Below are 26,833 nucleotides of genomic sequence, written 5' to 3'. Positions count from 1 at the left end.
GACAAAAGGGGGAACGCGCCGGACGGGAGCAATTTAAAAGGTGCATAACGCTCTATCTACAACAATGATTGTTGCTATAAATTCGTGACATCCAGCAGGGTGTCACGTATTGGTGCTTGTGGTTATCTATGGGCATATTTTGCGATAAGTTTTTCCAGATAGGGCTGCACCTCTTTATCTCCCCAGTCTAGATATCCCCGCAGGAAGCCGATTAAATTTCCTGAGCCGTCAAAGAAATAGGTCGCAGGAACGACATCTGCAGGCATAACACGGTCAATGTCCTTATTTGGATCTAACCACGTCTTGTAGTGCCCAAAGTTATGCCGCTCTAAGAAAGCCTGTACCTTGTCGCTCTCTTCATCGATAGAGATAGGCACCACGACGAGCTTGTTGTCTTTGTTTACTTGTCGGATGTTCTCCATCTGTGGGATCTCTTTAATACAGGGAGCACACCAAGTGGCCCACAGGTTAACCATCACCAACTTACCTTTGAACTCCTTTAGCTGTATCGAGCCCCCTTGTGTGTCCTTGAAGTTCACATCTGGGACCTCTCTTGCTGAGCTCATCTCAATAAATCGAGACATTATCAGTGGCTTCTCAATGGCTTTGCCTGTGTTGTAAACCTTGTTGGAGGCGACTTGAGCTTGGGCTGGCATCACCAGAGATGAGACAACAAATAGCCAGCTTAGTAGATGTGTTTTATTCATAGGTATTACCATTAGTGTCTTGATGTTTACGTTGCTCTCGGATCAATAAGGCTGCAAAACCGATAATGCCGAAAAGCAAAAGAATGGGGCCAAACCAGAGCGCAGCTGTTGCCATGGATAAGCTAGGTTGATATCTGATTTTTTCGCCGTAACGCTGTACCAGAAAGTCGATGATGGCCTGCTTAGACTCGCCTTGTTCCAGCATCAGAAAAATCTGCCCCTTAAGCTCGCTGGCAATTGGAGCGCCTGAATCAAATAGGTTTTGATTTACTGACATGGGACAGCGAAGCTCATGAGCGATTTCAAAGCCTAGGTCGCGGATCTGATCTTGGGTGTAGTGGATTTTCTCCACCGAATTGACCACTGCATCTGCCGATAAAGAGCTGCTACAGAGCAAAATGATCGCTAAAAAAGTGCTTAGCCTGCTCATATTTAGACTGGCTATGATCATGCTAACTCCTCGGTAAACTTAGGCATTGCCTGTGAGGAGCTTGATTTCACAGTGGCCCTCTGACGCTTGAGGCTGTAGAGGGCTGAAAATGCAGCAATAGTGCCGCCTAGCATCATCATTAGGCCGCCAATCCAGATCCAGCATGCCAAAGGTTTATGGCTAATGCGCACTAGGTATTCGGTGTCGCTAAGTTGCTGGCCGCTCGATACATACAGGTCGCGCACTAAGTTGCGCATAATGCCAGCTTTAGAGATCTCCATCGCATTAGTCTTAAAGGTTTGCCTTTGCGGGGTGATATAACCCACTAAGTTATCATCAACATCAGTCACGCGGATATTGGCCTGAATGGCGGTGTAGCTCTTAGTGTCGACATCGACGGTATCTTCATAAACAAAGGTGTAGTCAGCGACAACCTTGCCTTGTCCTGGGCCCATTCTCAGCAGCTCCTGAGTTTCAAAGTTAGACACAGCTGTGGCGCCAATAATGGTGATAGCCACGCCAAAATGTGCAATCAACATGGCCGCTTTTTTAGTGATACATACAGCGCCTTGTGAGCGTAAACTAAATATCAAGTAGCCTAAGGTGAAGAACACCCAGCTCGCGGCAGTTGCGCCAAGCCATACCCAAGGATTAAAGCCACCACGGGTTTGCATTGCTACCAATACACCAATAATCGCTGCGAGTGTGAATAGGGTTGCAAGTGGGTATAGGCGATTAAGTGATTCTTGCTGCCATTTAATCAGTGGCGCTGCGCCCATGAGCAAAACGGCGATAAAGGTGAGTGGCACAAAGATGCTATTAAAATAAGGAGCGCCTACAGACAAGGTACCAAGATTGAGTAGCTCAAATAACAGTGGGTAGAAGGTACCCAGCAGCACAGAGATGGCGGCAACTAATAAGATGATATTACCGAGTAACATCAAGCTATCACGTGAGATCAGCGCAAAATCAGATTTAGATTTGATCAGGTTTGCTTTTAAAGCAAACAGGGTTAACGCGCCGCATACAAATACCCCAAGCAGAAATAAAATCGACATGCCGCGAGTTGGGTCTGACGCAAAAGCGTGTACTGATTGCACAATGCCAGATCGCACTAAAAAGGTACCCAGCAAGCTTAATGAGAAAGCGAGCAGGCACAAGAGTAATGTTGTGACCCTAAAACTACTTCGTTGCTGGCTTAACACCACGCTGTGAAGCAGCGCCGTTGCAACCAACCAAGGAATGAATGAAGCGTTTTCAACAGGATCCCAGAACCACCAACCGCCCCAACCAAGTTCGTTATAGGCCCACCAGGAACCAAATGCATTACCCCCAGTTAGAAATACCCATGCCATTAACACCCAAGGGCGAAGGTAGCTGGCATGTTGCTGAGTAAATTTACCGCCAATCAGTGCAGCAATAGCGGCAGCAAAGGTCACGGTTAAACCGACATAACCTAAAAACAACATAGGTGGATGAAAGATAAGACCAATGTCTTGCAAAATTGGGTTGAGGTCACGGCCCTCTATCGGGAAGTTTGGCAGTAAGCGAGCAAATGGATTAGAGGTGAACAGCATAAACAGGTTAAAGCCGGCTATAACAAACGCCAAAATGGCGATCATACGGCCAATAAAAAGCCTGTCTTGGTAGCGGGGGGAGAATACTATGATGCAGCCCCAAATTGCGATTGATACCATCCAAAATAGCATCGAACCTTCATGGCTTCCCCACACTGCGGCGACCTTATAGAGGGTGGCTAACTGAGTATTTGAGTGGTTGGCAACATAAGCCACCGAAAAGTCATCCATTAGGAAGGACGCTAATAGACACAAAATAGAGGCACAAATGGCGATAGTCATTAATGCGGTCAGCGTTTTTACATAGCTAAATAGATAAGCATTTTTAGTATAAGCGGCATAGAGAGGAATAAATGACAGTAGTAAAGCAGACACTGTACTAATAATGAGGAAAACAAGTCCTAGTTCTGGGATCATTTTATTAAAATCTCTATGCTTTATAAAAGTACTTGTACAAATATTATTCTGTATTAATTTGGTGGCTATTATTTTATATAAGCAAGGCTTTATTTTAATAATAGCTGTTGAATATTATTGATTGATAATGTTTGGTCTTACTGAATCTATTTAACTTTAGCCAAGGTACGTTGCATTACTCTTGATGTGGCCTAGGGTAGGTTATATTAGTAAAGTGTTTTGTGACCTCTCTATCCTTTATCAAACTTCCCCATCCTCCTGATATCTTTTCAGATGTTAATGGCTCTTTTTTATAACCTTTTAGATATCAAAAAACCGAGTCACAAGTGAAAAACATGGCTTAAAACTCGTTGTATCTTGTTGTATTAAATCTGTTTTTAGTAATTTTTTACTCTCTGTGTTTTTCTAGGTCTCATTTCTTGCTGTGACGCATGTTTTTCGCAAAAAAAGATGTGGAAAATAGCCGCAACTCAATTGTTAAGTTGTTCAGCTAAACAAGAGAGTGCCTTAGTTGAATGATGAAAAAAATACTATAACTAGGTTATAACTAGGAGTGATGATGAAAAGTTGGAAACTTAAAGCGGCCGCAAGTGTGCTGCTTTGTTTCGGCGCAATAGGTAACGCTAGTGCTGCTGGTGATAAATACAATAGCATTCCAGAAATGGGTGCATCTGCTAAGAATGCAATTGCAAACTACGCAGGTACTGAAAAAGCGACGGGTGTTAAATCGCTGCACGATTATATTGTTCAAGAAGATGAGTTATTTGATTTCTTATTTCAAAACCATCCAATGTTCAAATATCAAGAAGAGGGTAACTTAATCGGTGATTATCATATTAGTGACCGTGGCGAAGAGTATTTAGATACTGGTGGAAGCCAGGCATACAGTAAGCGTGTAGGTCGTCCAAGTGCAGTTCAGTACCGTCTTGGTGCTAAGTCTACATTGGATTTCCCAAACAACTTCGTTGGTCCTGAAAAGTGTGCCGAGTGTCATGCGACTCAATATGAGAAGTGGCAACGTTCGCGTCACGCTAACGTAGTACGTTTCCCAAGTGAAATTACCGATAAAGAAGTACCAAACGGCGACTTAAACGCACCACTATACGGCAGCGAAGCATCTATGCTTCCAGACGGTGTTCGTGCAAACGATGTTTACGCCATTATCGGTACCCCACGTACTAAGTACGGCTTCCTAGATTCATGGTTAGTGCGCGGTACTTACCACGTTCGTGACGGTCTACTATCAGAAGGCACCGGTAAAATGGTCGCTGGTGGTAACCAGTTCTCACGCGGTTGGGCTGAATGGTTAACGCCAGAGATGGCGAAGAAGATTAATAAAGCAATTCCAGAGTTCCCAGTCACGCTTGAAGAGTTTGGTGACACAGGCTCACACCAGTGGGGCATGACTTCATACGGCGCTAAGTATGAAAAAGAGATGCTATTCCAACCTGGTAGCTCTTACTGTGAAATGTGTCATACCTACAAGTTCGACTTCCAAAACCAGCAAGAGTTCTTCGATGCCCTTGGCGATGCTAAGAAGCTACAAGAGCATACCATTTCTAAAGGTATCGCTTGTGAAGAGTGTCATGGCGCGGGTGGTCACTTAGACGGTGGTACTGGCGGCATGCAGTCAAACTGTGAACGTTGTCACCAGCGTTTCTTCTTCGTCGATGAGCTAGCCGATACAGAGCAAGCACAAGAGAAGATGGAGTACGCATTCGGTGTATACATGAAGTCTGCTTGTCCATCTTGTGGTACTGAAGGTTCACAAATGTTTGCTTCTTCTCACTACGAGAAAGGCATGCGTTGTACAACTTGTCACGATCCACACGAAGTGACTGATGGCGACTTCCTATCTGGTTTCTCTAAGCCAATGCTGAAGAAAGACTGTGTTGACTGTCACGAAGCGCAAGCAACTATCGCTGACAACACAGACACTCACAGCAACCAAACGTGTCAAAGCTGTCACATGCCTAACATGGGTAGTTGTGAAAACTTCGCTGCGATTCAGTTCCCAGATAGCGCAGGTTTCGATGCGGTGCGTCGTTCACACATGTGGAAAATTGATATCGATCCTGAGCGTAAGACACTAAACCCACCTGCTGGTCAGCCACGTGATTCTGGCGTTAAAGGTTGGACAGTTGCTAAGAACGAAGAGGGTCACAATTACTTAGATCTAATGTGGTCATGTGCTCGTACAGCGATTTCTGACAAAGATGTAGTGGATAACAAAGGTTGTCACAGCCCATTCCAGTCTGAGTTAGAAGCTGGTCTACATTACGACGATCAGATGGAGATCTACGGCGAAGTGATGAAGATGCAAACCCCTGTTAAAGAGGTTTACAGCCAAGTTGAACAAGCACTTGTTCGCATCGATAAGCTACTAGAAGTGACTAAGCTGTCTACTGCAAACAAGACAGAAGTCCTAATGCTAGCTGAGAAAGCGCAAGAGACTATCGAACTAATTAAGAAAGATGGTTCATGGGGTGTTCATGGCTTCCGTTACAGCCAGAAGCGTCTAGACGCTGCCCTAACCTATGTTACCCAAGCTCAAAACATTCTAGACGGTGTTGGTTACAGCGCTAAATAAATGTAATTGAGTTAATACCGGCCTCAACTTAGGTACGCCTAGGTTGAGGTAATTAAGAGAGAAACTATGAATAGAGTACTGGGAAGTGTCGTTTTCACCATCTTGTTATCCATGCTATCGGCGGGCAGTTATGCCGGTGGTGGTCAGGAGATGGGCCCTGCCAAATATTATGATGAGCCGTTGAATACGATCACCATGATGGAGGCACAAACCTTAGTGGGCAAAGAGGGAGTTTACTTCTTCGACGTCAATACATTGGAGTTATGGGCTGAAGGATTCATTCCAGGCGCTGTTTATTTCAACGTAAAAAATTGGAAAGACTTACTGCCAAAAAACAAAGATGCACAGATGATCTTCTACTGTGCAAACCGTCTTTGTAATGCCAGTGAAATTGCTGCTCGACATGTGATGAAGCTGGGCTATACCGGTGTTCGTCAGATGCCAGATGGAATATATGGCTGGCGTTTAGCTAATCGAGTAACAGAAAAGCCATAACGGATTATGTAAATTTATTTTTTAGTGAGATTGATTGTATGAAAAAGCTTAAAAAAAGTGTCTTGGCCGTTGTGTCTTGTCTATCCCTATCAGTATCTGTGTCGTGTTTTGCTAATAGCGATTTGACCACTGACGTTGAAAAGGAGTCGTACAGCATAGGCGCATCATTTGGTCACCATATCTCTAGTCAGGTATATGGCCAATCTCAGTTAGGCGCTGAAGTTGATATGGAACAGGTGGTAAATGGTCTACTCGATGCATTAAAAGATGAAACAAAAATGTCTAAAGAGGAGATTGTCACCTACCTTAATCAACGCGCTGAAACGCTCAATGCGGCTAAACAGGTCAAGTTAGATGCACTGACGGCTAAGAACATAGCTGCAGGTGAAGCTTTCATGGCTGAAAATGCTAAAAACAGTGCTGTAAAACAGACTAAATCGGGTCTGCAATATGAAGTGATCACCATGGGTAAGGGCGCCATGCCAGCTGGTAATGATGTCGTAACCGTGCACTACAAGGGCACCTTGATTGATGGCACTGAGTTTGACAGCACCTATGAGCGTAACGAACCTAACCGCTTCTCTCTAATTACCGTTATTGAAGGCTGGCAAGAAGCGCTTGCCTTAATGCCTCAAGGGTCAAAGTTTAAGTTAACCATCCCACCTGCACTTGCTTACGGTGAACGTGTCGTTGGCATGATTCAACCTCACTCTACTTTGGTTTTCGAAGTGGAATTGGTCAAGGTTGAGGAACCAGGTGAAGGTGCTCACGGCATGGGACTGTCCGGAATGGGCATGGGTGGCATGATGGGCGGCTCTATGGGCGCCAATCCACACAAGTAAATTTGATATTAATTATTGATATAGAGTCAAGATGAATACATTGCTTATTAGTATCTCAATTATCCTATTGCTTTCGCTAGGCTGGATTATTTGTCATCACCTTAAGTATGGCGATGATCTTGCTGAGCTAGAAAAGGAGGTTGGGCACATCTTTGGCTCTAATATTAATATTGAATCTAAAAACGTTGAAAAAAATAACAGTTACCACCTAGGAATAATTGGCTTATTTTTAATCTGTGTTTCTGTTTCACTCTATTTAGTCATTGGGAGTTATCAACATTTAGATTCAGCTAAAGTTGATTACAACATTGATTATCTTTTGGTTGCAGAGATTAACAAAGGTCAAAAACTAGCCGAAGAAAACCCAGGTGACCCACTAGTGTTATTAGGGCTTGCCCAGTCATATATTGATGGCGGCATGTATAAGGATGCGCTCGGAACCTTAGAACAACTGCTTACAATCGACAGCGAAAACGCACAAGCCTTGGGGCTTAAAGCAACATCTATGTATTACCGTGATGAGCGTGTTATCACCATGGACACCTCTTTAGTGATCGCGAGGGCGCTAACTCTGCATCATGAAGAACTTAATACTCGATTATTAATTGCTAACGATGCTTACCTTAAAGGTAATTACCAAAAGGCGATTGATAACTGGAATATTGTTTTAACCAATAAAGTCCAATCCTTTAATCGTGACGCTATTAATTTTGCAATTGATAAGTCTAAGAAAAAATTAATCCCAAGTTAAATCTGTAGTTGCTAATTCATACCTTAATTAATTGCTAGTAAGAAATATAAAATTAAAAAAATAACGTGTCGGTTTAATACCGATAACCGGAGGATGCTGTGAGTGAAAATCTAGAGAGACGGAGGTTCCTTAAAGGTCTAGGAGCCAGCTCTTTGATATTAACACCGCTTGTTGGGTGTAGCTCGGTCAAAGAAAAGGAAGATACCAACAAGCCGCATTATGTGATGGTTTTCGACCAGAACAAATGTGTCGGGTGTGGTGAGTGTAAGGAAGCCTGTAATAAGGCGAACCACTTGCCAAAAGGTAAATCTCGACTGCTAATGGAGGAGCAATCAAGCGCCGTTGAAGGTCAACCATGTCCACACTGTGGCAAAACTGGTGATTGTGGCTGCCAACGTAAGTTTGTGCGGGTTTCATGTCAGCAATGTAAGAACGCACCATGCGTCACAGTTTGCCCAACAGGCGCTGCACACCGCGATGAGAAGACTGGCATTGTGACCATGGACGCAGCTAAATGTGCGGGCTGTAAGTATTGTATCGGTGCTTGCCCATACGATGCCCGTTTCATCAACAAAGAGACTGACGTGGCCGATAACTGTGACTTCTGCTTAAACAGCAAACTTGCCATTGGCGAGCTACCTGCTTGTGTGCAGCAGTGCCGTTACGACGCACTAATCTTTGGTGATGCAAACGATCCAACTTCATATGTAAGTAAGCTATTGGCAGTTAAGGACTCGGTACGTATTAAGCCGGGCTTTGGTACTGAGCCAAGCTTGCGTTACATCCCTATTGTGAAGTTAGGAGTATAGTCATGGACGGTAATATTGAATTTACCATGGGCCTGTCACAGGGCATCGCTTGGCCTTGGCCAATTGCGGTTTACCTCTTCTTTGCTGGTATCTCTGGTGGCGCGCTATCGGTTGCCCTGTTTATTCGTTTCTACAAAAAACAAACTGAAAACACGCCTTTCTTAAAGGCGGCGTCTTTAGTTTCACTGGTAACGATTGCACTGGGTATGTTGTGTCTAGTTATCGACTTGACTAACCCTCTGTTCTTCTGGCGAATTTTGGTGTTCTACAACCTAAACTCAGTGATGTCAGTGGGTGTTCTTGTCCTAAATGCATACATTCCTTTGGTTGCCTTGATAACACTGTTCGCGTTTGAAGAAGAGATTAAGGCATTTAAGCCACTGCACTTCTTACTGCCAATTATCGACAAGTTACGCGGTATCCGCGCGCCATCTGAAAAGCTAGTACTGGTACTTGCTATGTCAGTGTGTGCCTATACCGGCTTCTTGATCTCAGCCTTAATCCGTTTCCCAATTATCAATACCTCGGTATTGCCAGCGCTATTTGTTGCGTCTGGTCTTTCTGCTGGTGCCGCTGCTGCAAAAATGATTGCAGTATCAGTATTCAAAGAAGATCTACACAGCAAAGACATGCACACATTACACGCCATCGAATGGCCAGTAATGGCAGCTGAAGCTCTGTTCCTGTTCATGATCATCATGTCTTTGGCTACAGGTAATGCAGGTGCACAAGCTGCATTCGCTGGTTTCCATACTGGCGTATGGGCAAACGTGTTCTGGTTCGGTGTGGTGGGTGTCGGTTTTGTGGGTCCACTATTGCTTAACTTCGCCACAGGTAAAGCCTTTAGCCATTCAGCTAAAGCCTTCTACATGTCTGGCATGTGTGCAGTCGTTGGCATGATGTGCTTGCGTATGTTTGTGATTTACGCAGGCCAGTTAAATGCTATCTAGTGAAATGATTTCGTGAGCTTATTAGTACTACTCCCCACCTAATAAGTATCTCGAGTCATTTTACGCAAGAGAGTAGCGAGTATGCGGTCGCTCGCTTCCAAGCTTGTTCAAGCGCAAGCTTAGCAGCTGGGAGTGAGTGACCAAAGGCTCAATACACAGTGAGTAAGCTAGCCCTTTAATACACCGCCCCTGCAAGGCAATTAAAGGGCTAGTCTGAAAGCATTTTGGAGAGAAGATGAAAAAGCTGTTCTGTTTGTTATTCCTACTACCTTTACTCGGTGCTTGCAGTGACAGCGCCATAGATGAAAAGCCGCTATCGGCAGAAGCCATTCATGAACATGACCGTTGCCACCTGTGCGGCATGATGATCACCAAATACCCTGGCCCCAAGGGGCAAGTCCATCTCAAGGGACAGTCGATCGTGCCTAAGTTCTGTTCGACTCGCGACATGTTTAACTTTGCACTGCAAGCTGAAAACAAACGCCAAATTGAAGCCCTGTTTGTCCATGATCTTGCTGTCACGGATTGGACAGCTCCGACAGACAATGCCTTTATCGATGCAACTCAAGCTTGGTATGTCTACGGCACAAGCAAAAAGGCGGTCATGGGACCTGCGGTGGCAAGCTTTAAGAGCCAAGATGATGCGGTCAAGTTTGCCACAGAGTTTGGTGGCGCTGTTTTCTCCTATGAACAGATTGATATTGCGCTGTTGGCTGGTGAGTAGTTTTGCAAGTTGATTGGCCGAGCATGAAGAGAACCATGAATATTTTTGCATTAAAGCAGGTCGCTACTGGTTTGAAAACGGCGACCAAACGGCTCTGTCTTAGCGCTTGGCTTGCGCTCTTTATCAATCCGTTGACCATGGCGGCGACTTACTCAGTCTCGGACACCGAAAGCCTTAAGTTGCAACTGGAAACAGTGAAAGCGGGAGATACTGTTCTATTGCTCGATGGTGAATACCTTGGCCACTTTGAGATCCATCAGCCTATCACGCTAACTGGTGAGGGCGGTGCCATTATTGATGCCCAAGGCCGTGGTCGTGCCATCACTGTTTTTAGCTCAGGTGTTAGCCTTAAAAACCTCACTATCCAAAACTGGGGAGGCGATCTGTATGAGCTTGATGCTGGCGTATTCATCCATGAGCAGGCCGAGCGAGTACATATCGAGTCGAGTCGCCTGCAAGGTGATGGCTTTGGCATCTACGCCGAAAACAGCAAGCATATTACCGTGAACAACAACCTTATTGCTGGCAATCGCGCTCTTTATAAGCTCGACAGAGGGGATGGGGTTTACCTTAAAGGTGTCGATGCTCCTGTGGTGCATAACAATAAAATTTTTAATGTGAGAGACGGGGTTTACTTAGAAACCAGCACCAACAGCCAAGTATTCGATAACCGCTTCCACTCGGCTCAGTATGGTATTCACTACATGTACACCAAGCATGATGAAGCCTATGGCAATGAGGTCGACAGTGTCGATGGTGGCTACGCCATCATGAGTTCAGAGTTTGTTAACCTGCACCATAATCAGGTCTCCAATGCGATTGATTTTGGTGTGTTACTTAACATTAGCAAACACTCTATCGTCAACAATAACCAAGTGTCCTTGGCCCATAACCCACAAGGCTCGGCCGAGCTAGGTAACGAAGGTAAAGGGATCTTTATCTATGGCGCTCGCGATAACGAAGTGACCCATAACCTGTTTTCCACCAGTGATATCGGCATCTATATGGCCATGGGCGGAGAGGGGAATAAGGTCTACGGCAATCAATTTGTTAATAACCAAATTCAAGTCAAATACGTCGGCGATTCGCTATTGGAGTGGAGCCATCAAGGCAAGGGAAACTTCTGGAGTGGCTATATGGGCTGGGATAGCAATCATGATGGTATCGCTGACAAACCATATCGACCAAATGACAGTTTAGACAAGCTGTTTTGGCTCTATCCTGAGGCGCGCTTCTTAATGAATAGCCCAGTTGTAGCTCTGCTGCGTTGGGTGCAAAGCCAATTTGATATCGGTGAGCCAACCGGCATCGTCGATAGCTTTCCTCTACTTAACAATGTCAGTTCCGACAGAGTACAAAACTGATGAATATCATTAAAAATATGGAGTTAGTCATAGCTAGAGAGTTGAGAACGCAATGCTAGATACTCCGATAAAACTCAACGATGTTAGCCTTAAATATCGAGATTTTACCGCACTAGATAACGTCAGTTTTGAGGTTGCTGCAGGCCAAACTATGGCACTACTCGGCCATAACGGTGCGGGCAAGTCTAGCCTGATAAAGATCATCTTAGGCCTGATTTCGCCCACATCCGGAGCGGTGAAAGTGATGGGGGTGAACGCAACATCTGGCAAAGGTAAACGGGAGGTCAACTTGGGCTACCTGCCTGAAGATGTCAGTTTCTATAACAAGCTGACCGGTCTTGAGGTGCTGAGTTATTTTGCTGCATTAAAAGGAGTCAGCCGATCTCGTGTTACCTCGCTTATCGAAGAGTTTGGCCTCGAATACGCCCAAGATCGGCAGTTAAAGACCTACTCGAAAGGGATGAAGCAACGCCTTGGCGTGGCGCAGGCTATTTTGTCTGAGCCCAATATCTTGCTACTCGATGAGCCTACGGTTGGGCTGGATCCCCAAGCATCACAGTTTCTCTATGGCAAGATTAATCAACTGAAATACGCGGGCTGCGCGGTGGTTATCTCCACCCATGAACTCTCTTTGGTTGAGTCTCAGTTAGACCGCGCCTTGATCATGTCTAAAGGCAGGCGTCTCGCGCTGGGTTCCTGTTATGAGTTGAGAAGTGCCAGCCCACTACATACCACAATCAATTTTAGCGGCCTCACAAAACAAGTCAGTGGCAATGCATATCTGCGGCAGTTTTATCGAGACGGTTTGCTGCATTTTCGCGGCGAACAAAAAGCCGAGCTGATTCAACATTTAGTTTCACAGTGCCAAATTTTTGATTTCGAGCTCAAAGAGCCAAGACTCGAAGATATTTACCATGAATTAATGGGACAAGAGAGCCACTCCCAAGCAGAGCAGTTATAGAATGAACATACATAGACCAAGATCCCCAATTTTTATTATTGCCTATAAAGAGATCTGTGACAGCTCTCGAAATCGCTGGCTAGCCTTTATGGGCTGCATGTTTTTACTGCTGTCGTTAAGTGTCAGTTTTGCTGGCAGTGCCGTCACTGGGAGCCTGTATCTGCCTGAGCTTGATAGCCTGATGAGTAGCCTGTCGACCATTTCGGTATTTATCATTCCACTGGCGGCTATTTTGCTCTGTTACGATAGTTTTGTCGGCGAAGAGGAGTCGGGCACCTTGCTGCTGCTTCTATCTTACCCACTGACGCGGTCGCAGATTATTTTCGGAAAGCTACTCGGTCATATCACTGTGATGTTAGTCGCCACTGGCTTTGCATTTGGCTTAACTGCCGCGCTGCTGTTACTGGTTGGCGAGCAATATCATAGTGGTGAGCTTGTGATGGCGTTTGCTCAGTTTCTGTTAAGCAGTAATTTGCTGGCGCTGACCTTTATTCTGCTGAGCTACATAGTGAGTTTAAAGTGCACCGAAAAAGCCAAGGCGATTGGCTGCTTACTGCTGCTCTGGTTCCTGTTTGTGCTTATTTACGACCTGTTACTCTTGACCCTGCTAGTGTCGGATTTCTCTTTTGCTAATCAACTCTTGATCAACGTGTTGATCGCTATGAGCCCAACGGATCTCTACCGCGCGATTAACTTAGTCGCCATTGAGGGAGAGGGCGCAAACAGCTTAGCCATGATAGTCAGCACCGATTGGGGATTATCGGCAATGTACCTGCTGTTTCTGCTGTGGATTGTTGTTTTGACGTTTATTTCACATCGAATTTTTAAGGGTAAGCCACTTTAACTCTACTCAAGCTGAACACTACTAAATAGGTAATGTTATTTAATTTTCAATCTGTGAACAGTAGCGATGATTGGTCGCACAATAGCGGCCATTTTGCGTCAATAATCACATTCTGTTTAAGTACTTAGCTGTAGAATTCGCCAGCCTGAAACCGAAACACATCGATGATGCCAAAATACTAGTAGAGGTTAATTGTGTTAAAAATCACTCCTTATTTGGAGTTCGATACTGAAGCGAATCAGTTAGTTGATCACGTAAGTGGTAAGCGGGTTATTTTGACCTTCTCTGAGTCCGCAGTGCTGCATCGTCTTCTACTCTCCTCAAATCCTGTTTGCTCCAAAGAGGAGCTGCTCAGTGCAGGCTGGCCCGATCGCGTCGTTGCAGTGACCTCGTTAACTCAATGCATCAGTACTCTGCGTAAAAAGCTCGATCCTTACCGTGAGGTGCAACTAAAAACCATCGCACGTCGTGGCTATCAGTTGCATATTTCGACCCAATCCCATGTAAAACTCTTGGCGGTGAATGACGCCGAGTCCATGCGCGCGGCTTTTTTTGATGTATCACTGCTGGTAAAGATCTCCGGTATTGTGGTTGCCTTATTGCTGCTGGTTCTGGTTTGGTATTTCAGTGACTACCATAAGATAAAGCAAAACCTATCTTGCTGGAGCGCCCAAGACAATTTTGAGCTACAAGTGGGCAGTTTAAAGGGCACGGGTAAGCTGCTCTATAAAGATGATGCGCCGCACCTGCACCCATTTATGTGGGAAAAACACCTACAGCCAGACAATGACTTTCTAACTTGCTATGAAGATTTCAATGCCTTTGCGGCAACCGATGGTGCCAACTACTCCATGGCACTGTGTCCTGGCGATAACAAAGAGCAGTGTGCGGGCAAGGGGTTAATCAATCTGACCTCGGTTGACTCAGAGCCTGCTGAACTCAACTTAAAGAAGTTTGTTGAGCTATCGAGTGCCATGGAGCAACGCATTCGCTATAACCGTGTCATGCTGCCTGAAAGCAGCAACACCAGCGGCGCTTACTTAGAGCATAACTACCAAGCTGATGTGTATTTTCCCGTTAAAGATGAGCTGCTGATCCGCGCCGACATCAATATGTCGTTGATCTATGACTCTGCCGATACCGGTGAATTTTACTCCTCGACCTGCATCACAGATCAAGACTGTTTAACCACGCCGATTAAGTACAAGGTTCGCGGTAAATTTAAGCAGTATTCCGGCATGATAGATGACCTTAACGTGGATATTTTTCAGGTTAAGGTTGAGCAGAAAGACCTGATTAAGCCCGATAAACTCAATGACTCAGCCGTGCGTTTTTACCGTGATTTGAGAAAGCGTGACTTTAAGGATGAAGAGCTCTATTTCATCCGCGTTCATCAAGATCATAAGACAGCGGTGTGGACTATCCCGCTGTTTGGGCAAGTGACCGCTTGGTACCACTATGAGAGGTTTGATATCTAGGCTCTCTTTTAAAGGGGATATCGGGGGTTATAGCGAGCTGAGGTGGGTGGATTTCGGCAACTCCGATGGGGAAGTGGTGTTATCTACGAGTTCAGTATTACACCGAGGTCATCACCAATTTAGTGGCTATAAAAAGCACATAATGCTGTATGGATAATGTTCTGGTTGTTCTCATGTTATCTTTTAAAACAATAGGTTATAGTTTGTCGCAGAACATTATCATGCAGCACTGATAATATTTAACAATGCAGCAGTGGTAACAAGGTTGTCGGTGTTGCTGTTTAATAAGCTGTTATATGAGCGGTGGAGCATCGCAGTTCAGTGGAGATAAGTGAGTAATATGATTTGGATTTTTGTAGCGATAATTGCAGCCTACCTAGTTTATTATTTTTTATCTGGGGATATAAGAAAGGCATCCAAAGTTTTAGCTTACAGTTTAAATGTGAAGCCCACGATGGTTGTGGAATGCATTAGCGCAATGAGAAAAGACCCTAGCGTCGGCGTGGGAACAACTAGTCGACAGCAGTTTTATTGTCGATCCGTAGTTGGAACTCATGGAAACCTCGAACAGCTAGGATCTCTTGTAAAGGTGTTCTATATCTATCAGGTTTTAAAGAATCCTCATGATCAAAATGTTCTTTGGTGGTCAGAACGCATGAAGGATTGCGGCTTTGATTCTCAAATTAGTGCATTAGATCGCCAGACTTTCGAATCATTTTTCGATGTTGAGCACTCATCGTTTAAGGACTTTACCAACGCACATAATAAAATGCTCATATAACAAGTCACTGTAGGTGGATTTCAACCAGCCCGGCTGCGCTCGTGCCTCGCGGAGTATAGCCGCGCAGTCTGCTCCCGCTAAGTGGAGCGTTAGCCGTTTCTTTATCAAATCAGAGTTTTGTTATAAAAATGAATAAAAAACCATGGGAAAGACGACTAAAAGATCTTGCTCATTTGTTGAACAGTTGTTCTTCAACATACTTCGAACCTGAGCTATTCCGTCTTAATTTGAATCAGTTTTTACAAACAGCAAGGACGGTTACGTTCATTATCCAAAAAAATAAGCATGATATTGAAGGTTATGATGATTGGTATCCTCAAAATGTAATTGATAAATGGAAAGACGATCCTCTTATGACGTGGGCAAAAAACTCGCGAAATGTTATTGAAAAACAAGGGGACTTAGAAATGTATAGTGATGCTAAAGCTACATTATTATTTTCTTACGTCGAAGAGCAAGATGTAGAGATCGTAACCAAAGATCGATTGCTGAGTATTGGCATAAAAAAGCTAATAAGGCTTGCACAGAAAAAGTTACCTTCTGGTGTCTTAGATGCTGCCGTTGTTAAATCTGAAAGACGCTGGGTTGCTAATACGCTAGAAGATTTCGAGTTACTAGGTGCTTTAACTGTTATTTATGCACGTATCTATGATTGCTGTAAAGCATTAGGAGAACATATAGGTGTTGCTATTGCTAAAGACATACCTGCACCAACAGGTTTTGACTCCATGAGAGAAGAAATTAGACGTGTTAGTTATTTAAAGCTAAAGAACTTTAATTCTGGCAAACTATCTTATGACTCAGTAGCGTATGATGCCGATAGCATCCCTGAAAATATAAAAGAAAGAGCTAGATCGTTAGGTACTAAAGGTGACATATCCAACACTGAAAATTTAGTTGATTATTACTCCAAAATGGCAGAATTAACGTTCTCAAATGATGGTTATCATATTCCAATATTAATGCTATTTGATAGAGAGTATAAAGTTATTGATTTGGTTAGTACTCGATTTGATGATCAGGCAGATAAGTACATATTTTGGCGCTTAGCTGCTGATAGAGCAAAGACAATAAATGCTCATGGTTTTCTTTGGGTTTCAGAGTTATGGATTCGAAACTCTAAAATAAACTCAACAAAAGCTATTCGCGAGATGCCAATTATAGATGAACAACTACAAGTCGTAGGTATTGATTCAAATAATAATCAAAAGATTGTCTCTTGGAAAATTTTACGTGAAAGCGAACATGCAAAACCAACTTTAGGTAAGCCTGAGAGTAAAGGAACTAGAGAGGGCCAAGCTTTCTTTATGCGTCCAGTATTAAAAGCAATTGGTGGTGATATAAGTGCCCTAAACGGCTAATAAATCAAAATAAATCAGGCCACCCACAATAAATGGTGCATTTTTCATCCTCCTACTAAGCTTTGGTTATTGGTAGAAGTAGGAGGTAAATATGTCCCGTTCTAGACGAACTCAAATAAGTGTTGAACCTTTTTTTAAGGAATAAATCAGGCCACCCACAATAAATGGTGCACTTCTACTTTGAACAAGAGTCCTCCTACTAAGCTTTGGTTATTGGTAGAAGTAGGAGGTTAATATGCCCCGTCCTAGACGAACTCAAATAAGTGTTGAACCTTTTTTTAACAAGCAGTCCTTTCTATCACGCAGTTAAATATCTAGAGGATGGCTGACAACAAACTTAGCTAAACCCCCTTACCTTTCAAACTACTTTTCCTCTGCTCAATCCTCTTGGATAACATGAGTTAACCAGCCCTGCCCGTAGTTCATCATTTTCGTGTTAAATAGTCCTATTAATCATTCGTAAGGAGGTTAAGTTGCAGTGGTGTCAGCAAGTTGACCGCTTCAATGACAGTCTAAGTTGAAAGCTTGCTAAGGTAGCGATATGTTATTGATTTATTGTGGGTGGCTCTATTTTCATGGGCAAGTTACGACTATTTCTTCAACGCACTTCGGCAACTTCGATGGGGAATGGGTGTTTTCCGTGAGTTTTGTGTTGTTAGCTTCATACTTACACAATGTAAAGAGCCAAGGAACGGCCTGTCCCGCGAAAGCTATGCCCACATCCATGTGGGCATCACGAACTTTGGTTTATAGAGAGTCTTCAACGCACTTCGGCAACTCCGATGGGGAAGTGGGGTTATCTGTGAGTTCAGTATTACACCGAGGTCATCACCAGGTTAGTGGCTATAAAAAGCACATGATGCTGTATGGATAATGTTCTGATTTCTCTCGTGCTATCTTTTAAAACAATGAGTTATAGTTTGGCGAAGAACATTGTCATGCAGCACTGTTAATTAATAAGCTGTTATATTATTTCTACAAATAGAGCCTAAACTTAGGCTCTATTTGTACGGTATTAGGTGTCTATTTCGAGAATCTCAGTTACCAATGAGCTAATATTACTACCTAAATTATCAACTATTTTATGTAGATTGTTTTCGAAGTTTTTTTCTTGTTCTATAGCCATTCTAATATTATCAATGGTGACTATCCGTCGATTGAACTTTCCAGATTTTTTACTATAACCTCCATTTCCTTCCAAAATATTTGATAATTCTTTATCGATATATCTACGTGATGCATTAACTTTGTCATTTTCGTAAAGTGTTTTCGTACAATACTTAGAAATATCAGCAATATGCATAAGCAACCAAAACTCGAAAAGCGGGTTAGTCAAAGCCATTGAATAGCCCTTTTCCTCGCATATAGGAATTACTTCTAATAAACCTTTGGAGCCTGTTTTTCTATCAATGACTTTTTCCCTGTCACATACTAACCAAAGTGAGTCATGGTCTTTGCTAAAATCATATTTTTCTACATAGCTTTGTAGGTTATCCAAAACGTCTTGTGGCTCTGAAGGACCATCTTCCTTCTCAACTAGTTCGATTTCAATAAGTGAAGATATGTGTTCAGAAAGAATATCTTTAATTGCCGTAAAATATTCCGGCTCAGTATTACTTCCTTCACAAGATATAATTATGACTTTAGTTGGTTCTTCTGTTTCTGCTTCGTAGACTGGTTCTGAGAAGCTTCTTTCTTTAAATCCCATCTTCAGCACCTATTTCATCAAAATCATTAAAAATTGGAATTGCACCATAGCGACCTAAAAGATAGGCTTTTTCTACTTTGCTATCATATCGAACTTTAAATTTATTTAATGAGAATAATGTTGAACTGTCGTTTTTTCCTTTGTCAACAAACCAAATTTCATCTCTTCTAAGTAACTCTAAATCTAGTAACGTCGACTCATGTGTGGTGACAATTAGTTGGGAGTTATAATCATTACTTACTCTGTAGAAAAGATTAAAAAACTCTCTGGTTAGTTTAGGGTGAAGACTTCGATCAAATTCATCAATTATAACTGTACATCCTTGCGTGAATTTATTTATCAAAGGAATAAAATCTAGCAGGCGACGAGTGCCGTCAGATTCGTCTTTTAATTCAAATGTTTCTTTTATTATACTGCCGTGTACTAAGCCTAACTTCCTTACTTTTAGTTCTCCGTTAGAGTCCTTATATACTGTAAGAAATTGTGGTTCTTTTCCAACCCCATGTAATACAACCTCACTAACATCGTCATTAGATAAATCATTCTCTATTCTGCTTTTTAATGTACTAGGCATGTCTTTGAAGCCGGTGTCAAAATCTTCCTCAATAGAATTAATATCTACAACACCAGTATCAAATCTTTTAAAATATTTTGTAAGAGACTTGGTTAAATCCTCATTAATTGACTTAATTCCGTTAAACTTATCATCAGGGTATACAATTATAAGTTTATCTTTTATCCATTTATAAATGTTATTAATGGTTTTTGCTGCTTCTATATTCAATTCTTTACTGGCAATTTCTGATAGAAATAGTTGAGAACTCTGGTTTTTCATATCATCAGAGTATATTTCAAATCTGCTCTTTGCTTCAGTAGTAAGCAACTCTACTCCTAGAGTGATACTAGAGTTTACCCTTTCAAATATGCATTTAGATCCGCTCTTGGAAGTGGCATATAACCATTCTTCCGTTACTATTTTTTTTTGCAGATGTGCACTAAATCCATATGTATAAAAACTGCCATTAAGTTCAAGTTCAAGTTCAAAGCTACTTTGGTTTCCTGGGCTGATATCACATAGGCGGAAGTGTTTTTTATATGTATCTATACCAGACAAACCTTTTAGTATGGTTTTTTGTGTGAAATCGATAGCTTTTACTAAGTTGGATTTTCCTGAAGCATTAGCACCATAAATAACTCCAGATTTAAGAATATTAACTCCTTTGAACGCCGATGTGTGTTCTTTCAAAGTAGTTGACTGACTCGCTGTCATATCGAATGTCTGTTCGTCTCTAAATGACGAAAAATTCGTTACTGAGAACCTTTTTAGCATTGATTTGAGCCTTTTTGTGTAAAAAAATGAGTTTTTTTCGTTGTTTTCATTGTAATCAGTTCGTCGTCTTTATTCAATGGTCAATAAATCAGGCCACCCACAATAAATGGTGTATTTTTCCTCCTCCTACTAAGCTTTGGTTATTGGTAGAAGTAGGAGGTAAATATGCCCCGTCCTAGACGAACTCAAATAAGTGTTGAACCTTTTTTTAACAAGCAGTCCTTTCTATCACGCAGTTTCAAGGTGCGTGCGCAAGGCCTGACTTACAGGAGTCGATTTACAGACCGGTAGGTCCTATGAACATCGACGAGAATGGGTAGAATCTCAGTTACTTAATTAACAAGGCTGAATATCTCATCGGAAAACTGGATAAAACTCACCACAGAATTTGGTAAAATATTCCACGGCCCTGTGGGCAATACTCAAGAGTTAACCACCTTTTGTGAACACCTTCAAAAGCGCAGACGTCACTTTGCCAAGAGTTGCCAATATCTAGAGGATGGCTGACAACAAACTTAGCTAAATCTCTTTACCTTCACAGTTACTTTTACTCTGCTCAATCCTCTTGGATAACATGAGTTAACAAGCCCTGCCTGAAATCCGTCTTTTTCCAAAGAAATAGCCAAATTAATCATTCGTAAGCAGATTAAGTTGCAGTGGTGTCAGCAAGTTGACCACTTCAATGACAGTCTAAGTTGAAAGCTTACTAAGGTAGCGATATGTTATTGATCTATTGTGGGTGGCTCTATTTTCCATTAGCCAGTTACAACGGCATTATACATTTTCAAAGGATTGACTATGAATTTTAGAATATTATTTCTCACACTCTTGATAGCTAGCTGCTTAAAAGAAAGCGCTCAATTTGAAGAGTTAGCTCTCACCATCTCTAATGAAAAAGCAGTAAATCTAGATGCAGGAAACTGGCAGCTTGGCGGGACCTTGCAGTTGACGAATGGACTTGAATGGCAAAAAGCGTCATTTCAAAACAAAAGAGCAACATGTGGTTCTTTCCTACAGGCGCTACTGCTAAAGAACAAATTGCGCCTAGAAAATACATCTGAAAACGAATTGAGAGCAATGTCTGAGGAGTTAGTACTGCTGCTAAACGATCGATTTCGAATGTCAGGCAATGCATCTGAAAACGAAGCATCATTTAAACATTTGAAAGTAAGTAGTGAGGCTTTGTCAGCAATTAAATCGTTGAACTGGTACAAAAGCGTATAACAAGAGGCTATAAATTAATCAGGTCACCCACAATAAATGGTGTACTTCTATTTTAAACAAGGGCCTCCTACTAATCTTTAGTTATTGCTGAAGTAGGAGGTGGTTATGCCTCCTTGTAAGCCAATCCCAGAATTACACTCATGAATTTGGAACTCTATTTAACAAGAAGTCCTTATCATCATAAATATTATCTAAGGCAGCCTTAGCCAAAATACATGTTGACGGCGATGGCTAGTAATAATCCGGCGAAGATCTTTTTGATTAATGGCACAGGTAGATGTGCGGTGGCTTTAGCACCTAATGGCGCGGTAAACCAAGAGGTGCACACTATGCCTAATAACGCCGGCAAATAGACAAATCCTGCAAAGCCATCTGCTAGTGAGAAATGTGCGCTGCCAGAGCTGATATAACCAATTGAACCAAAGAGTGCGATTACGATGCCGCAGGCTGACGCGCAGCCAATGGCTTTTTTCATATCGATTGAGAAATACGTCAACAGGGGCACCAAGAGTGCACCGCCACCAATGCCTATCATGGCAGATAAGCCGCCTGTAATCGTGGTGAAAAGGGTGAGTAGTCCTTTATTGGGCATTTTACGTGTTGTTGGGGTGTCAGTTTTAGTGCTGCTGTAAAACATCTTTAGCGCAATCAGTAGTACGCATACCGCAAACACTAGGCGAACAATCTGCTCGGGTAAAAGTGCCGCCATAAAACCACTAATGAGTGCGCCTAGGCCGACACCTGTCATGATCCAAGGGGCGATTTCCCATGGTACATTGCCATTTTTATGATGTGCTATTGCTGAAGAGGTTGAGGTAAAGAGTATCGACGCTAATGAGGTGGCAATGGCTGCAACGACGACTTGCTCAGGTGGTAACACCTCAAAGTGAAGTAAAATTGCACTTAGCACTGGGACAATAATGAGTCCGCCGCCAATGCCTAACAGGCCAGCCAAAAAGCCAACGATGCTGCCTAGCAGTGCGCAGTATAAAATCAATAACAGCAGTTCACTCATTTAATTTATCTCTTAATATAACTAGCGGATGATGACGCGATATGAATCAAATAGGTATTAAGCTAAATTAAATTGTGAACGCATCAGGCCAGCTAATATAACTGACTCCGGCTTTGATTTTCAAAGTAATACAACATGAATATCCCTCATGTTGCAGGTGAATTTAAAGCGTTATTAATCTTGGAGAAGACTCGGTATAACTAACACTCAGATGTTGGCGCTAGATGAAATGATAGGCGCATCAGTGAGACAACTGACTGAGAAATAGTAAAGGATATAGGGATACCCGATCACAATGAATAACGATTTTACTTTTACAATTAAGAGCATTTGTCTCGATGAAAATTACCACCCTTCAGACAGTACGCGTATCACTACCAACTTTGCTAATTTAGCTAGAGGCGAGAGCCGTCAAGCGAACTTGCGCAATGCTTTGAAGATGATAGATAACAGTTTTAACGCCTTAGCCCATTGGGATAACCCAGCTGCTGACCGTTATTCGGTCGAGCTTGAAATCGTCTCAGTTGATATGGATGTTGAAGGTGATGGCGAGGCTTTTCCGTCAATTGAAATATTGAAAACCAATATTATCGATAATAAAACCAACGAACGTATTGAGGGTATTGTTGGCAATAATTTCTCCTCTTATGTTCGAGATTATGATTTTAGCATCTTGTTGTTGGATCATAATAAAGACCAACCAAAATTCAGTATCCCAGCTGATTTTGGCGATCTACATGGCAAGCTATTTAAGTATTTCGTAAATTCGAATGCTTATAAAAAACACTTTAAAAAGTTGCCAGTTATATGCTTAAGCGTGTCAGATAATAAAACCTATTATCGCACCGAAAATCAACATCCTGTTTTGGGGGTCGAATACCAACCAAATGAATCTTCGTTGACAGAGCAATACTTCAAAAAGATGGGCTTGCAGGTGCGCTACTTTATGCCACCAAATAGTGTTGCGCCTTTGGCTTTCTATTTCTTTGGTGATCTGCTCAATGACTACAGCAATCTTGAGCTAATCAGCACCATTAGTACGATGGAGACGTTCCAAAAGGTCTACCGACCTGAGATCTATAATGCTAATGCGGTTGCGGGTAAATGTTACCAGCCAAATTTGAACAACCAAGATCATTCAATCACTCAAATTGTTTATGACCGTGCTGAACGTGGTCAGTTGGCCATTGAGCAGGGCAAATTTGCTGAAGAGCACTTTATTAAGCCATACCAGAGTGTGCTTGAGCATTGGTCTGCTAATTGCGCTCTTTAATTAACTCCAATATATAGCAGCATTGATTATGAAAACATTATTACCTACCTCTACAGCAGGCAGTTTGCCTAAGCCCTCTTGGCTAGCTCAACCTGAAACACTTTGGTCACCTTGGAAATTAGAAGGTGAGGCATTGATTGATGGCAAACACGATGCGCTGCGTGTGTCGTTGCAAGAGCAGCAGCAATCTGGCGTTGATATTGTCAGTGATGGCGAGCAAACACGGCAGCACTTTGTCACAACCTTTATTGAGCACTTAAGTGGTGTCGATTTTGAGAATCGTAAAACCGTTAGGATCCGTGATCGCTATGACGCCAGCGTCCCGACGATTGTTGGGCCTATCTCTCGTCAAAAGCCTGTCTTTGTTGAAGATGCTAAGTTTTTACGTCAGCAAACCAAGCAACCGATTAAATGGGCTTTGCCAGGTCCCATGACCATGATTGATACGCTTTATGACGATCATTATCAAAGCCGTGAGCAACTTGCTTGGGAGTTCGCCAAAATTCTTAATCAAGAAGCCAAAGAGTTAGAAGCAGCTGGGGTGGATATCATCCAGTTTGATGAGCCTGCGTTTAATGTATTTTTTGATGAGGTTAACGACTGGGGAATTGCTTGTTTAGAAAGAGCAATAGAGGGACTTAAATGCGAAACGGCGGTGCACATCTGTTATGGCTATGGCATTAAAGCCAATACCGATTGGAAAAAGACCTTAGGTACTGAATGGCGTCAATATGAAGAGGTTTTTCCTAAACTGCAAAAGTCTAATATCGATATTATCTCGCTAGAGTGTCATAACTCCCATGTGCCTATTGAGCTACTTGAGTTAATTCGCGGTAAAAAAGTGATGGTAGGCGCTATTGATGTGGCAAGCGATACCATTGAAACGCCAGAGGAGGTCGCTAATACCCTGCGAAAAGCACTTGAGTTTGTCGATGCCGATAAGCTTTACCCTTGTACTAACTGTGGTATGGCGCCTTTATCTCGTCGAGTTGCAAGAGATAAGCTAAATGCCCTAAGCGCCGGTGCTGCCATCGTCCGCAAAGAACTTTTAGCTTAGCATTAACAGAAAATAAATAATCAAGACACCTACAGTTGTTATAGTAACCTCTCACTTAAGTTTATAAGTAAAGCTTAGTAAGAGGCATCAATATTCGTTATTTATTATGGGTGGCTCTATTTTTCTCTTTTTGTTTGTTATTGCTTTTTCCATTGAAGAAAAGTGAGAACACTTAGTAACAAAAAGAATGCAGGGTCACTCCAACCAAAACCAACAAATACACCTGTAATACCAGCATAAGTAGTGATGAGTACTCCTAGGGTATTGGTAACTAGTAGTGCTTTGAACAGTTGTTTAGCTGTGTTGCCTGCCTCAATATCACGTAGCATCAGACTTACCGCAGCAATCCCACCTAAAAAGATTGATGTATGCTGAGAAAGAAACAGCGCGTATTGATCATTAATTTGTAAACCATACATCGGCCACATCATCGTTGGGACGAAGAACAGTGCAAACGCAAATGCCATGTATATGAAGCCATGAATGGTTAGAAAAGTGCGGTTAGCCATAATATTACTCTCCAATTGGACCTTGATTGATCGTGCTCAACCTTGTATTGATATCAAAAATTTGTCCCCTTACTTCAGCTACACCCATTTGTTGTAAACGTGCGGTGTGCATCTCTAGGTAAGCACTCGCTGTCGCTTCATCTTCAAAAAGGTAGATACCACCACCGAGTTTGTCTTTTTCGCTTTCGGTCCAAATCTTCCAAATCATACCAGGCTCTTGATTGATGGACTGGGCTAACCCGACCAAGGCATTTGACATATTTTCACCAAATGGACCATGAAATTCAAAATCAACTTGCAGTAATTTCGACATCTTGAGTCTCCTCTTCTTTATTGACTCGTTTTCGATGAGAAGATTATTACCTTTATAAAACTGACAGAAAAGTTCATAATTTTGCCATTATCTGTCGAAAAAATTGACCAATGAGATTCAAAACAACACTAGAACAGTGGCAAACTCTGCAAGCGATTGAACAAGCCGGTAGTATTCAATCTGCGGCTATCGCACTCAATAAAAGCCATACCACGCTTATCTATTCGGTGAAAAAGCTCGAAGACCAACTTGGTATAAAGCTGATAAAGGTAAAGGGGCGCAAAGCGGGATTAACAGAACACGGCAAGACCATGTTGCGACGTGCGCAATCAATGCTTGAACAAGCTCGCGAACTAGAGATGATCAGCGAACAATTAAGTAGCGGTGTTGAATCGCAAATCATAATAGCCATCGATCACCTGTGCGACCCAAGTTGGCTTTACTTACCACTGAGCGGATTTCTCGATCAAAACAGCACTACTTCGGTTCAAGTTGTTGAAACCTCATTGAGTAAAACGACTGATATGGTGATGAACGAGTTAGCTGATATAGCCATTATCAACCTTCCGATCACCAACTACCCTGCTGAAGCATTTGGGACGACAACCATGGTACCTGTCATCTCTGCTAAGCATCCACTGGTGTACAAAGAGCATGTTTCATTCGCAGACTTAGCAACCACTAGCCAAATTGTGGTGCGTGATTTGGGGGAACCTGGCAGAGTTAAGCAAGATGTGGGTTGGTTGCGAGCTCGTCAACGAATTACGGTCGATAATTTTGAGCACGCTTTTAGAGCCGTTGAGCAAGGTGTTGGATTCTGCCGTCTACCAAAACACCTCGTTGAGTACCGTCAAAATGATAAAATCAAAGTGTTAGAGGTCGAGTACTCAAATCAGTATCAAGTTGCGCTACACCTTACTTTGCCAAAAGGAGTTAAAAGCGGTTCCGCAGCCTTGGCACTTTATCAAGCTCTACTCGAAAGTGCTTTACATCGATGATAAGACTTTCAGTTCAGATAAATACAAACGAGCCATCATTCCGATAAGGAATGGGGCAAAAGAGTGATAAAAATAACTAAGATATCCAGAGAAATTGCTTTAGCTATTTCTCTTCCCTCTTTGCCTTCCCTGTCTATCTTTCTTCCTCCTACCTGTTCACTGCTCCTACGATTTCCCAAATAACCAATCCATAACCACTAAAAACAGTAACCCTCATCTCATGAGCCGTCATTGCTCTACCTCTTTGTGATTATGGTGAGTAAACCCTTATGGCATCTTACTTTGTGCCTTATAGCGTTGAGCTTGATAGTGGCTGCTATGGCCG

Annotated in this window: 25 protein-coding genes and 1 pseudogene; 18 read left to right on the top strand and 8 right to left on the bottom strand. The window is 42.6% G+C overall.

Features of this window, described 5'->3' with window-relative positions:
• Positions 1-122 precede the first annotated feature (122 nt).
• From K0625_RS04390 to K0625_RS04380, 3 genes are read right to left on the bottom strand one after another with little or no spacing between them, the layout of a single operon-like run.
• Positions 123-707 (bottom strand): TlpA family protein disulfide reductase, encoded by a 585-nt coding sequence (locus tag K0625_RS04390; RefSeq protein ID WP_220108541.1) that lies wholly within the window; start codon positions 705-707, stop codon positions 123-125.
• Positions 700-1,158, bottom strand: coding sequence for a cytochrome c-type biogenesis protein (locus K0625_RS04385; protein WP_220108540.1), 459 nt, complete (start codon positions 1,156-1,158; stop codon positions 700-702). The genes K0625_RS04390 and K0625_RS04385 overlap by 8 nt, the downstream gene beginning before the upstream one ends.
• A complete protein-coding gene (locus K0625_RS04380; protein ID WP_220108539.1) occupies positions 1,155-3,131 on the bottom strand; it encodes a heme lyase CcmF/NrfE family subunit in 1,977 nt (658 codons plus the stop codon). Before K0625_RS04380 ends, K0625_RS04385 begins: the two co-directional genes overlap by 4 nt.
• Before the next feature lie 559 nt (positions 3,132-3,690).
• On the opposite strand from K0625_RS04380, the gene K0625_RS04375 reads away from it, so the two are divergent.
• The 13 genes from K0625_RS04375 to K0625_RS04315 all read left to right on the top strand — a co-directional run bounded on the left by K0625_RS04375 (position 3,691) and on the right by K0625_RS04315 (position 17,081).
• Complete coding sequence (locus K0625_RS04375; RefSeq protein ID WP_220108538.1) at positions 3,691-5,721, top strand: multiheme c-type cytochrome; 2,031 nt, start codon at positions 3,691-3,693, stop codon at positions 5,719-5,721.
• 66 nt (positions 5,722-5,787) lie between these two features.
• Positions 5,788-6,216, top strand: a complete 429-nt coding sequence (locus tag K0625_RS04370) for a rhodanese-like domain-containing protein (protein ID WP_220108537.1) — start codon at positions 5,788-5,790, stop codon at positions 6,214-6,216.
• Positions 6,217-6,254: 38 nt separating this feature from the next.
• A complete protein-coding gene (locus tag K0625_RS04365; RefSeq protein ID WP_220108536.1) occupies positions 6,255-7,058 on the top strand; it encodes an FKBP-type peptidyl-prolyl cis-trans isomerase in 804 nt (267 codons plus the stop codon).
• Positions 7,059-7,089: 31 nt separating this feature from the next.
• Positions 7,090-7,809 carry a tetratricopeptide repeat protein gene (locus tag K0625_RS04360; RefSeq protein WP_220108535.1) on the top strand — a complete coding sequence of 240 codons (720 nt, stop codon included), beginning with the start codon at positions 7,090-7,092 and terminating at the stop codon, positions 7,807-7,809.
• A 98-nt stretch (positions 7,810-7,907) separates the two neighbouring features.
• Positions 7,908-8,618 (top strand): 4Fe-4S dicluster domain-containing protein, encoded by a 711-nt coding sequence (locus K0625_RS04355; protein WP_220108534.1) that lies wholly within the window; start codon positions 7,908-7,910, stop codon positions 8,616-8,618.
• A gap of 2 nt (positions 8,619-8,620) precedes the next feature.
• The gene (nrfD, locus tag K0625_RS04350; protein ID WP_220108533.1) at positions 8,621-9,568 is read left to right on the top strand and encodes an NrfD/PsrC family molybdoenzyme membrane anchor subunit; all 948 of its coding nucleotides are present in this window, start codon (positions 8,621-8,623) and stop codon (positions 9,566-9,568) included.
• 235 nt (positions 9,569-9,803) lie between these two features.
• Positions 9,804-10,292 (top strand): nitrous oxide reductase accessory protein NosL, encoded by a 489-nt coding sequence (locus K0625_RS04345; RefSeq protein WP_220108532.1) that lies wholly within the window; start codon positions 9,804-9,806, stop codon positions 10,290-10,292.
• A gap of 35 nt (positions 10,293-10,327) precedes the next feature.
• A complete protein-coding gene (gene nosD / locus K0625_RS04340) occupies positions 10,328-11,656 on the top strand; it encodes a nitrous oxide reductase family maturation protein NosD (RefSeq protein ID WP_232846907.1) in 1,329 nt (442 codons plus the stop codon).
• Between the two features lie 52 nt (positions 11,657-11,708).
• Positions 11,709-12,617, top strand: coding sequence for an ABC transporter ATP-binding protein (locus K0625_RS04335; RefSeq protein WP_220108530.1), 909 nt, complete (start codon positions 11,709-11,711; stop codon positions 12,615-12,617).
• Position 12,618: 1 nt separating this feature from the next.
• The gene (locus K0625_RS04330; RefSeq protein WP_220108529.1) at positions 12,619-13,461 is read left to right on the top strand and encodes an ABC transporter permease; all 843 of its coding nucleotides are present in this window, start codon (positions 12,619-12,621) and stop codon (positions 13,459-13,461) included.
• Positions 13,462-13,655: 194 nt separating this feature from the next.
• Positions 13,656-14,939: a winged helix-turn-helix domain-containing protein gene (locus K0625_RS04325; RefSeq protein WP_220108528.1), complete on the top strand. Its 1,284-nt coding sequence runs from the start codon at positions 13,656-13,658 to the stop codon at positions 14,937-14,939.
• A gap of 340 nt (positions 14,940-15,279) precedes the next feature.
• On the top strand, positions 15,280-15,720 hold the full coding sequence (locus K0625_RS04320; protein ID WP_232846931.1) for a DUF1198 family protein: 441 nt from the start codon (positions 15,280-15,282) through the stop codon (positions 15,718-15,720).
• A 128-nt stretch (positions 15,721-15,848) separates the two neighbouring features.
• Positions 15,849-17,081 (top strand): Ea47 family protein, encoded by a 1,233-nt coding sequence (locus tag K0625_RS04315; RefSeq protein WP_220108526.1) that lies wholly within the window; start codon positions 15,849-15,851, stop codon positions 17,079-17,081.
• 1,015 nt (positions 17,082-18,096) lie between these two features.
• Here K0625_RS04315 and K0625_RS04310 read toward each other — a convergent pair.
• Positions 18,097-18,789 (bottom strand): RloB family protein, encoded by a 693-nt coding sequence (locus K0625_RS04310; protein WP_220108525.1) that lies wholly within the window; start codon positions 18,787-18,789, stop codon positions 18,097-18,099.
• The gene (locus K0625_RS04305; protein WP_220108524.1) at positions 18,779-20,119 is read right to left on the bottom strand and encodes an AAA family ATPase; all 1,341 of its coding nucleotides are present in this window, start codon (positions 20,117-20,119) and stop codon (positions 18,779-18,781) included. Before K0625_RS04305 ends, K0625_RS04310 begins: the two co-directional genes overlap by 11 nt.
• Before the next feature lie 336 nt (positions 20,120-20,455).
• Between K0625_RS04305 and K0625_RS24545 the strand changes: the two are divergent.
• Together K0625_RS24545 and K0625_RS04300 are read left to right on the top strand one after the other, a co-directional pair.
• Positions 20,456-20,626, top strand: a pseudogene (locus K0625_RS24545) (transposase); the annotation flags it as partial.
• Positions 20,627-20,917: 291 nt separating this feature from the next.
• The gene (locus tag K0625_RS04300; protein ID WP_220108523.1) at positions 20,918-21,343 is read left to right on the top strand and encodes a hypothetical protein; all 426 of its coding nucleotides are present in this window, start codon (positions 20,918-20,920) and stop codon (positions 21,341-21,343) included.
• A gap of 202 nt (positions 21,344-21,545) precedes the next feature.
• Here the strand turns inward: K0625_RS04300 and K0625_RS04295 are convergent, their stop codons facing one another.
• Positions 21,546-22,358 (bottom strand): sulfite exporter TauE/SafE family protein, encoded by an 813-nt coding sequence (locus K0625_RS04295; protein WP_220108522.1) that lies wholly within the window; start codon positions 22,356-22,358, stop codon positions 21,546-21,548.
• Positions 22,359-22,653: 295 nt separating this feature from the next.
• Between K0625_RS04295 and K0625_RS04290 the strand changes: the two genes are divergently transcribed.
• Positions 22,654-23,631, top strand: coding sequence for a DUF1852 domain-containing protein (locus tag K0625_RS04290; RefSeq protein ID WP_065204238.1), 978 nt, complete (start codon positions 22,654-22,656; stop codon positions 23,629-23,631).
• Positions 23,632-23,659: 28 nt separating this feature from the next.
• Entirely contained in the window at positions 23,660-24,688 is a 1,029-nt protein-coding gene (locus tag K0625_RS04285) for a methionine synthase (RefSeq protein ID WP_220108521.1), read from the top strand.
• Positions 24,689-24,825: 137 nt separating this feature from the next.
• Here the strand turns inward: K0625_RS04285 and K0625_RS04280 are convergent, their stop codons facing one another.
• Together K0625_RS04280 and K0625_RS04275 are read right to left on the bottom strand one after the other, a co-directional pair.
• Positions 24,826-25,197: a hypothetical protein gene (locus tag K0625_RS04280; RefSeq protein ID WP_220108520.1), complete on the bottom strand. Its 372-nt coding sequence runs from the start codon at positions 25,195-25,197 to the stop codon at positions 24,826-24,828.
• A 4-nt stretch (positions 25,198-25,201) separates the two neighbouring features.
• The gene (locus K0625_RS04275; RefSeq protein WP_220108519.1) at positions 25,202-25,510 is read right to left on the bottom strand and encodes a monooxygenase; all 309 of its coding nucleotides are present in this window, start codon (positions 25,508-25,510) and stop codon (positions 25,202-25,204) included.
• A 110-nt stretch (positions 25,511-25,620) separates the two neighbouring features.
• Between K0625_RS04275 and K0625_RS04270 the strand changes: the two genes are divergently transcribed.
• On the top strand, positions 25,621-26,508 hold the full coding sequence (locus tag K0625_RS04270; protein WP_220108518.1) for a LysR family transcriptional regulator: 888 nt from the start codon (positions 25,621-25,623) through the stop codon (positions 26,506-26,508).
• Positions 26,509-26,833: the final 325 nt, after the last annotated feature.

The organism is Shewanella nanhaiensis, from assembly GCF_019457885.1.
Taxonomy (GTDB): Bacteria; Pseudomonadota; Gammaproteobacteria; order Enterobacterales; family Shewanellaceae; genus Shewanella; species Shewanella nanhaiensis.
Note: the sequence above shows the minus strand (reverse complement) of the source record. Positions and strands in the feature narration are given on the sequence as shown.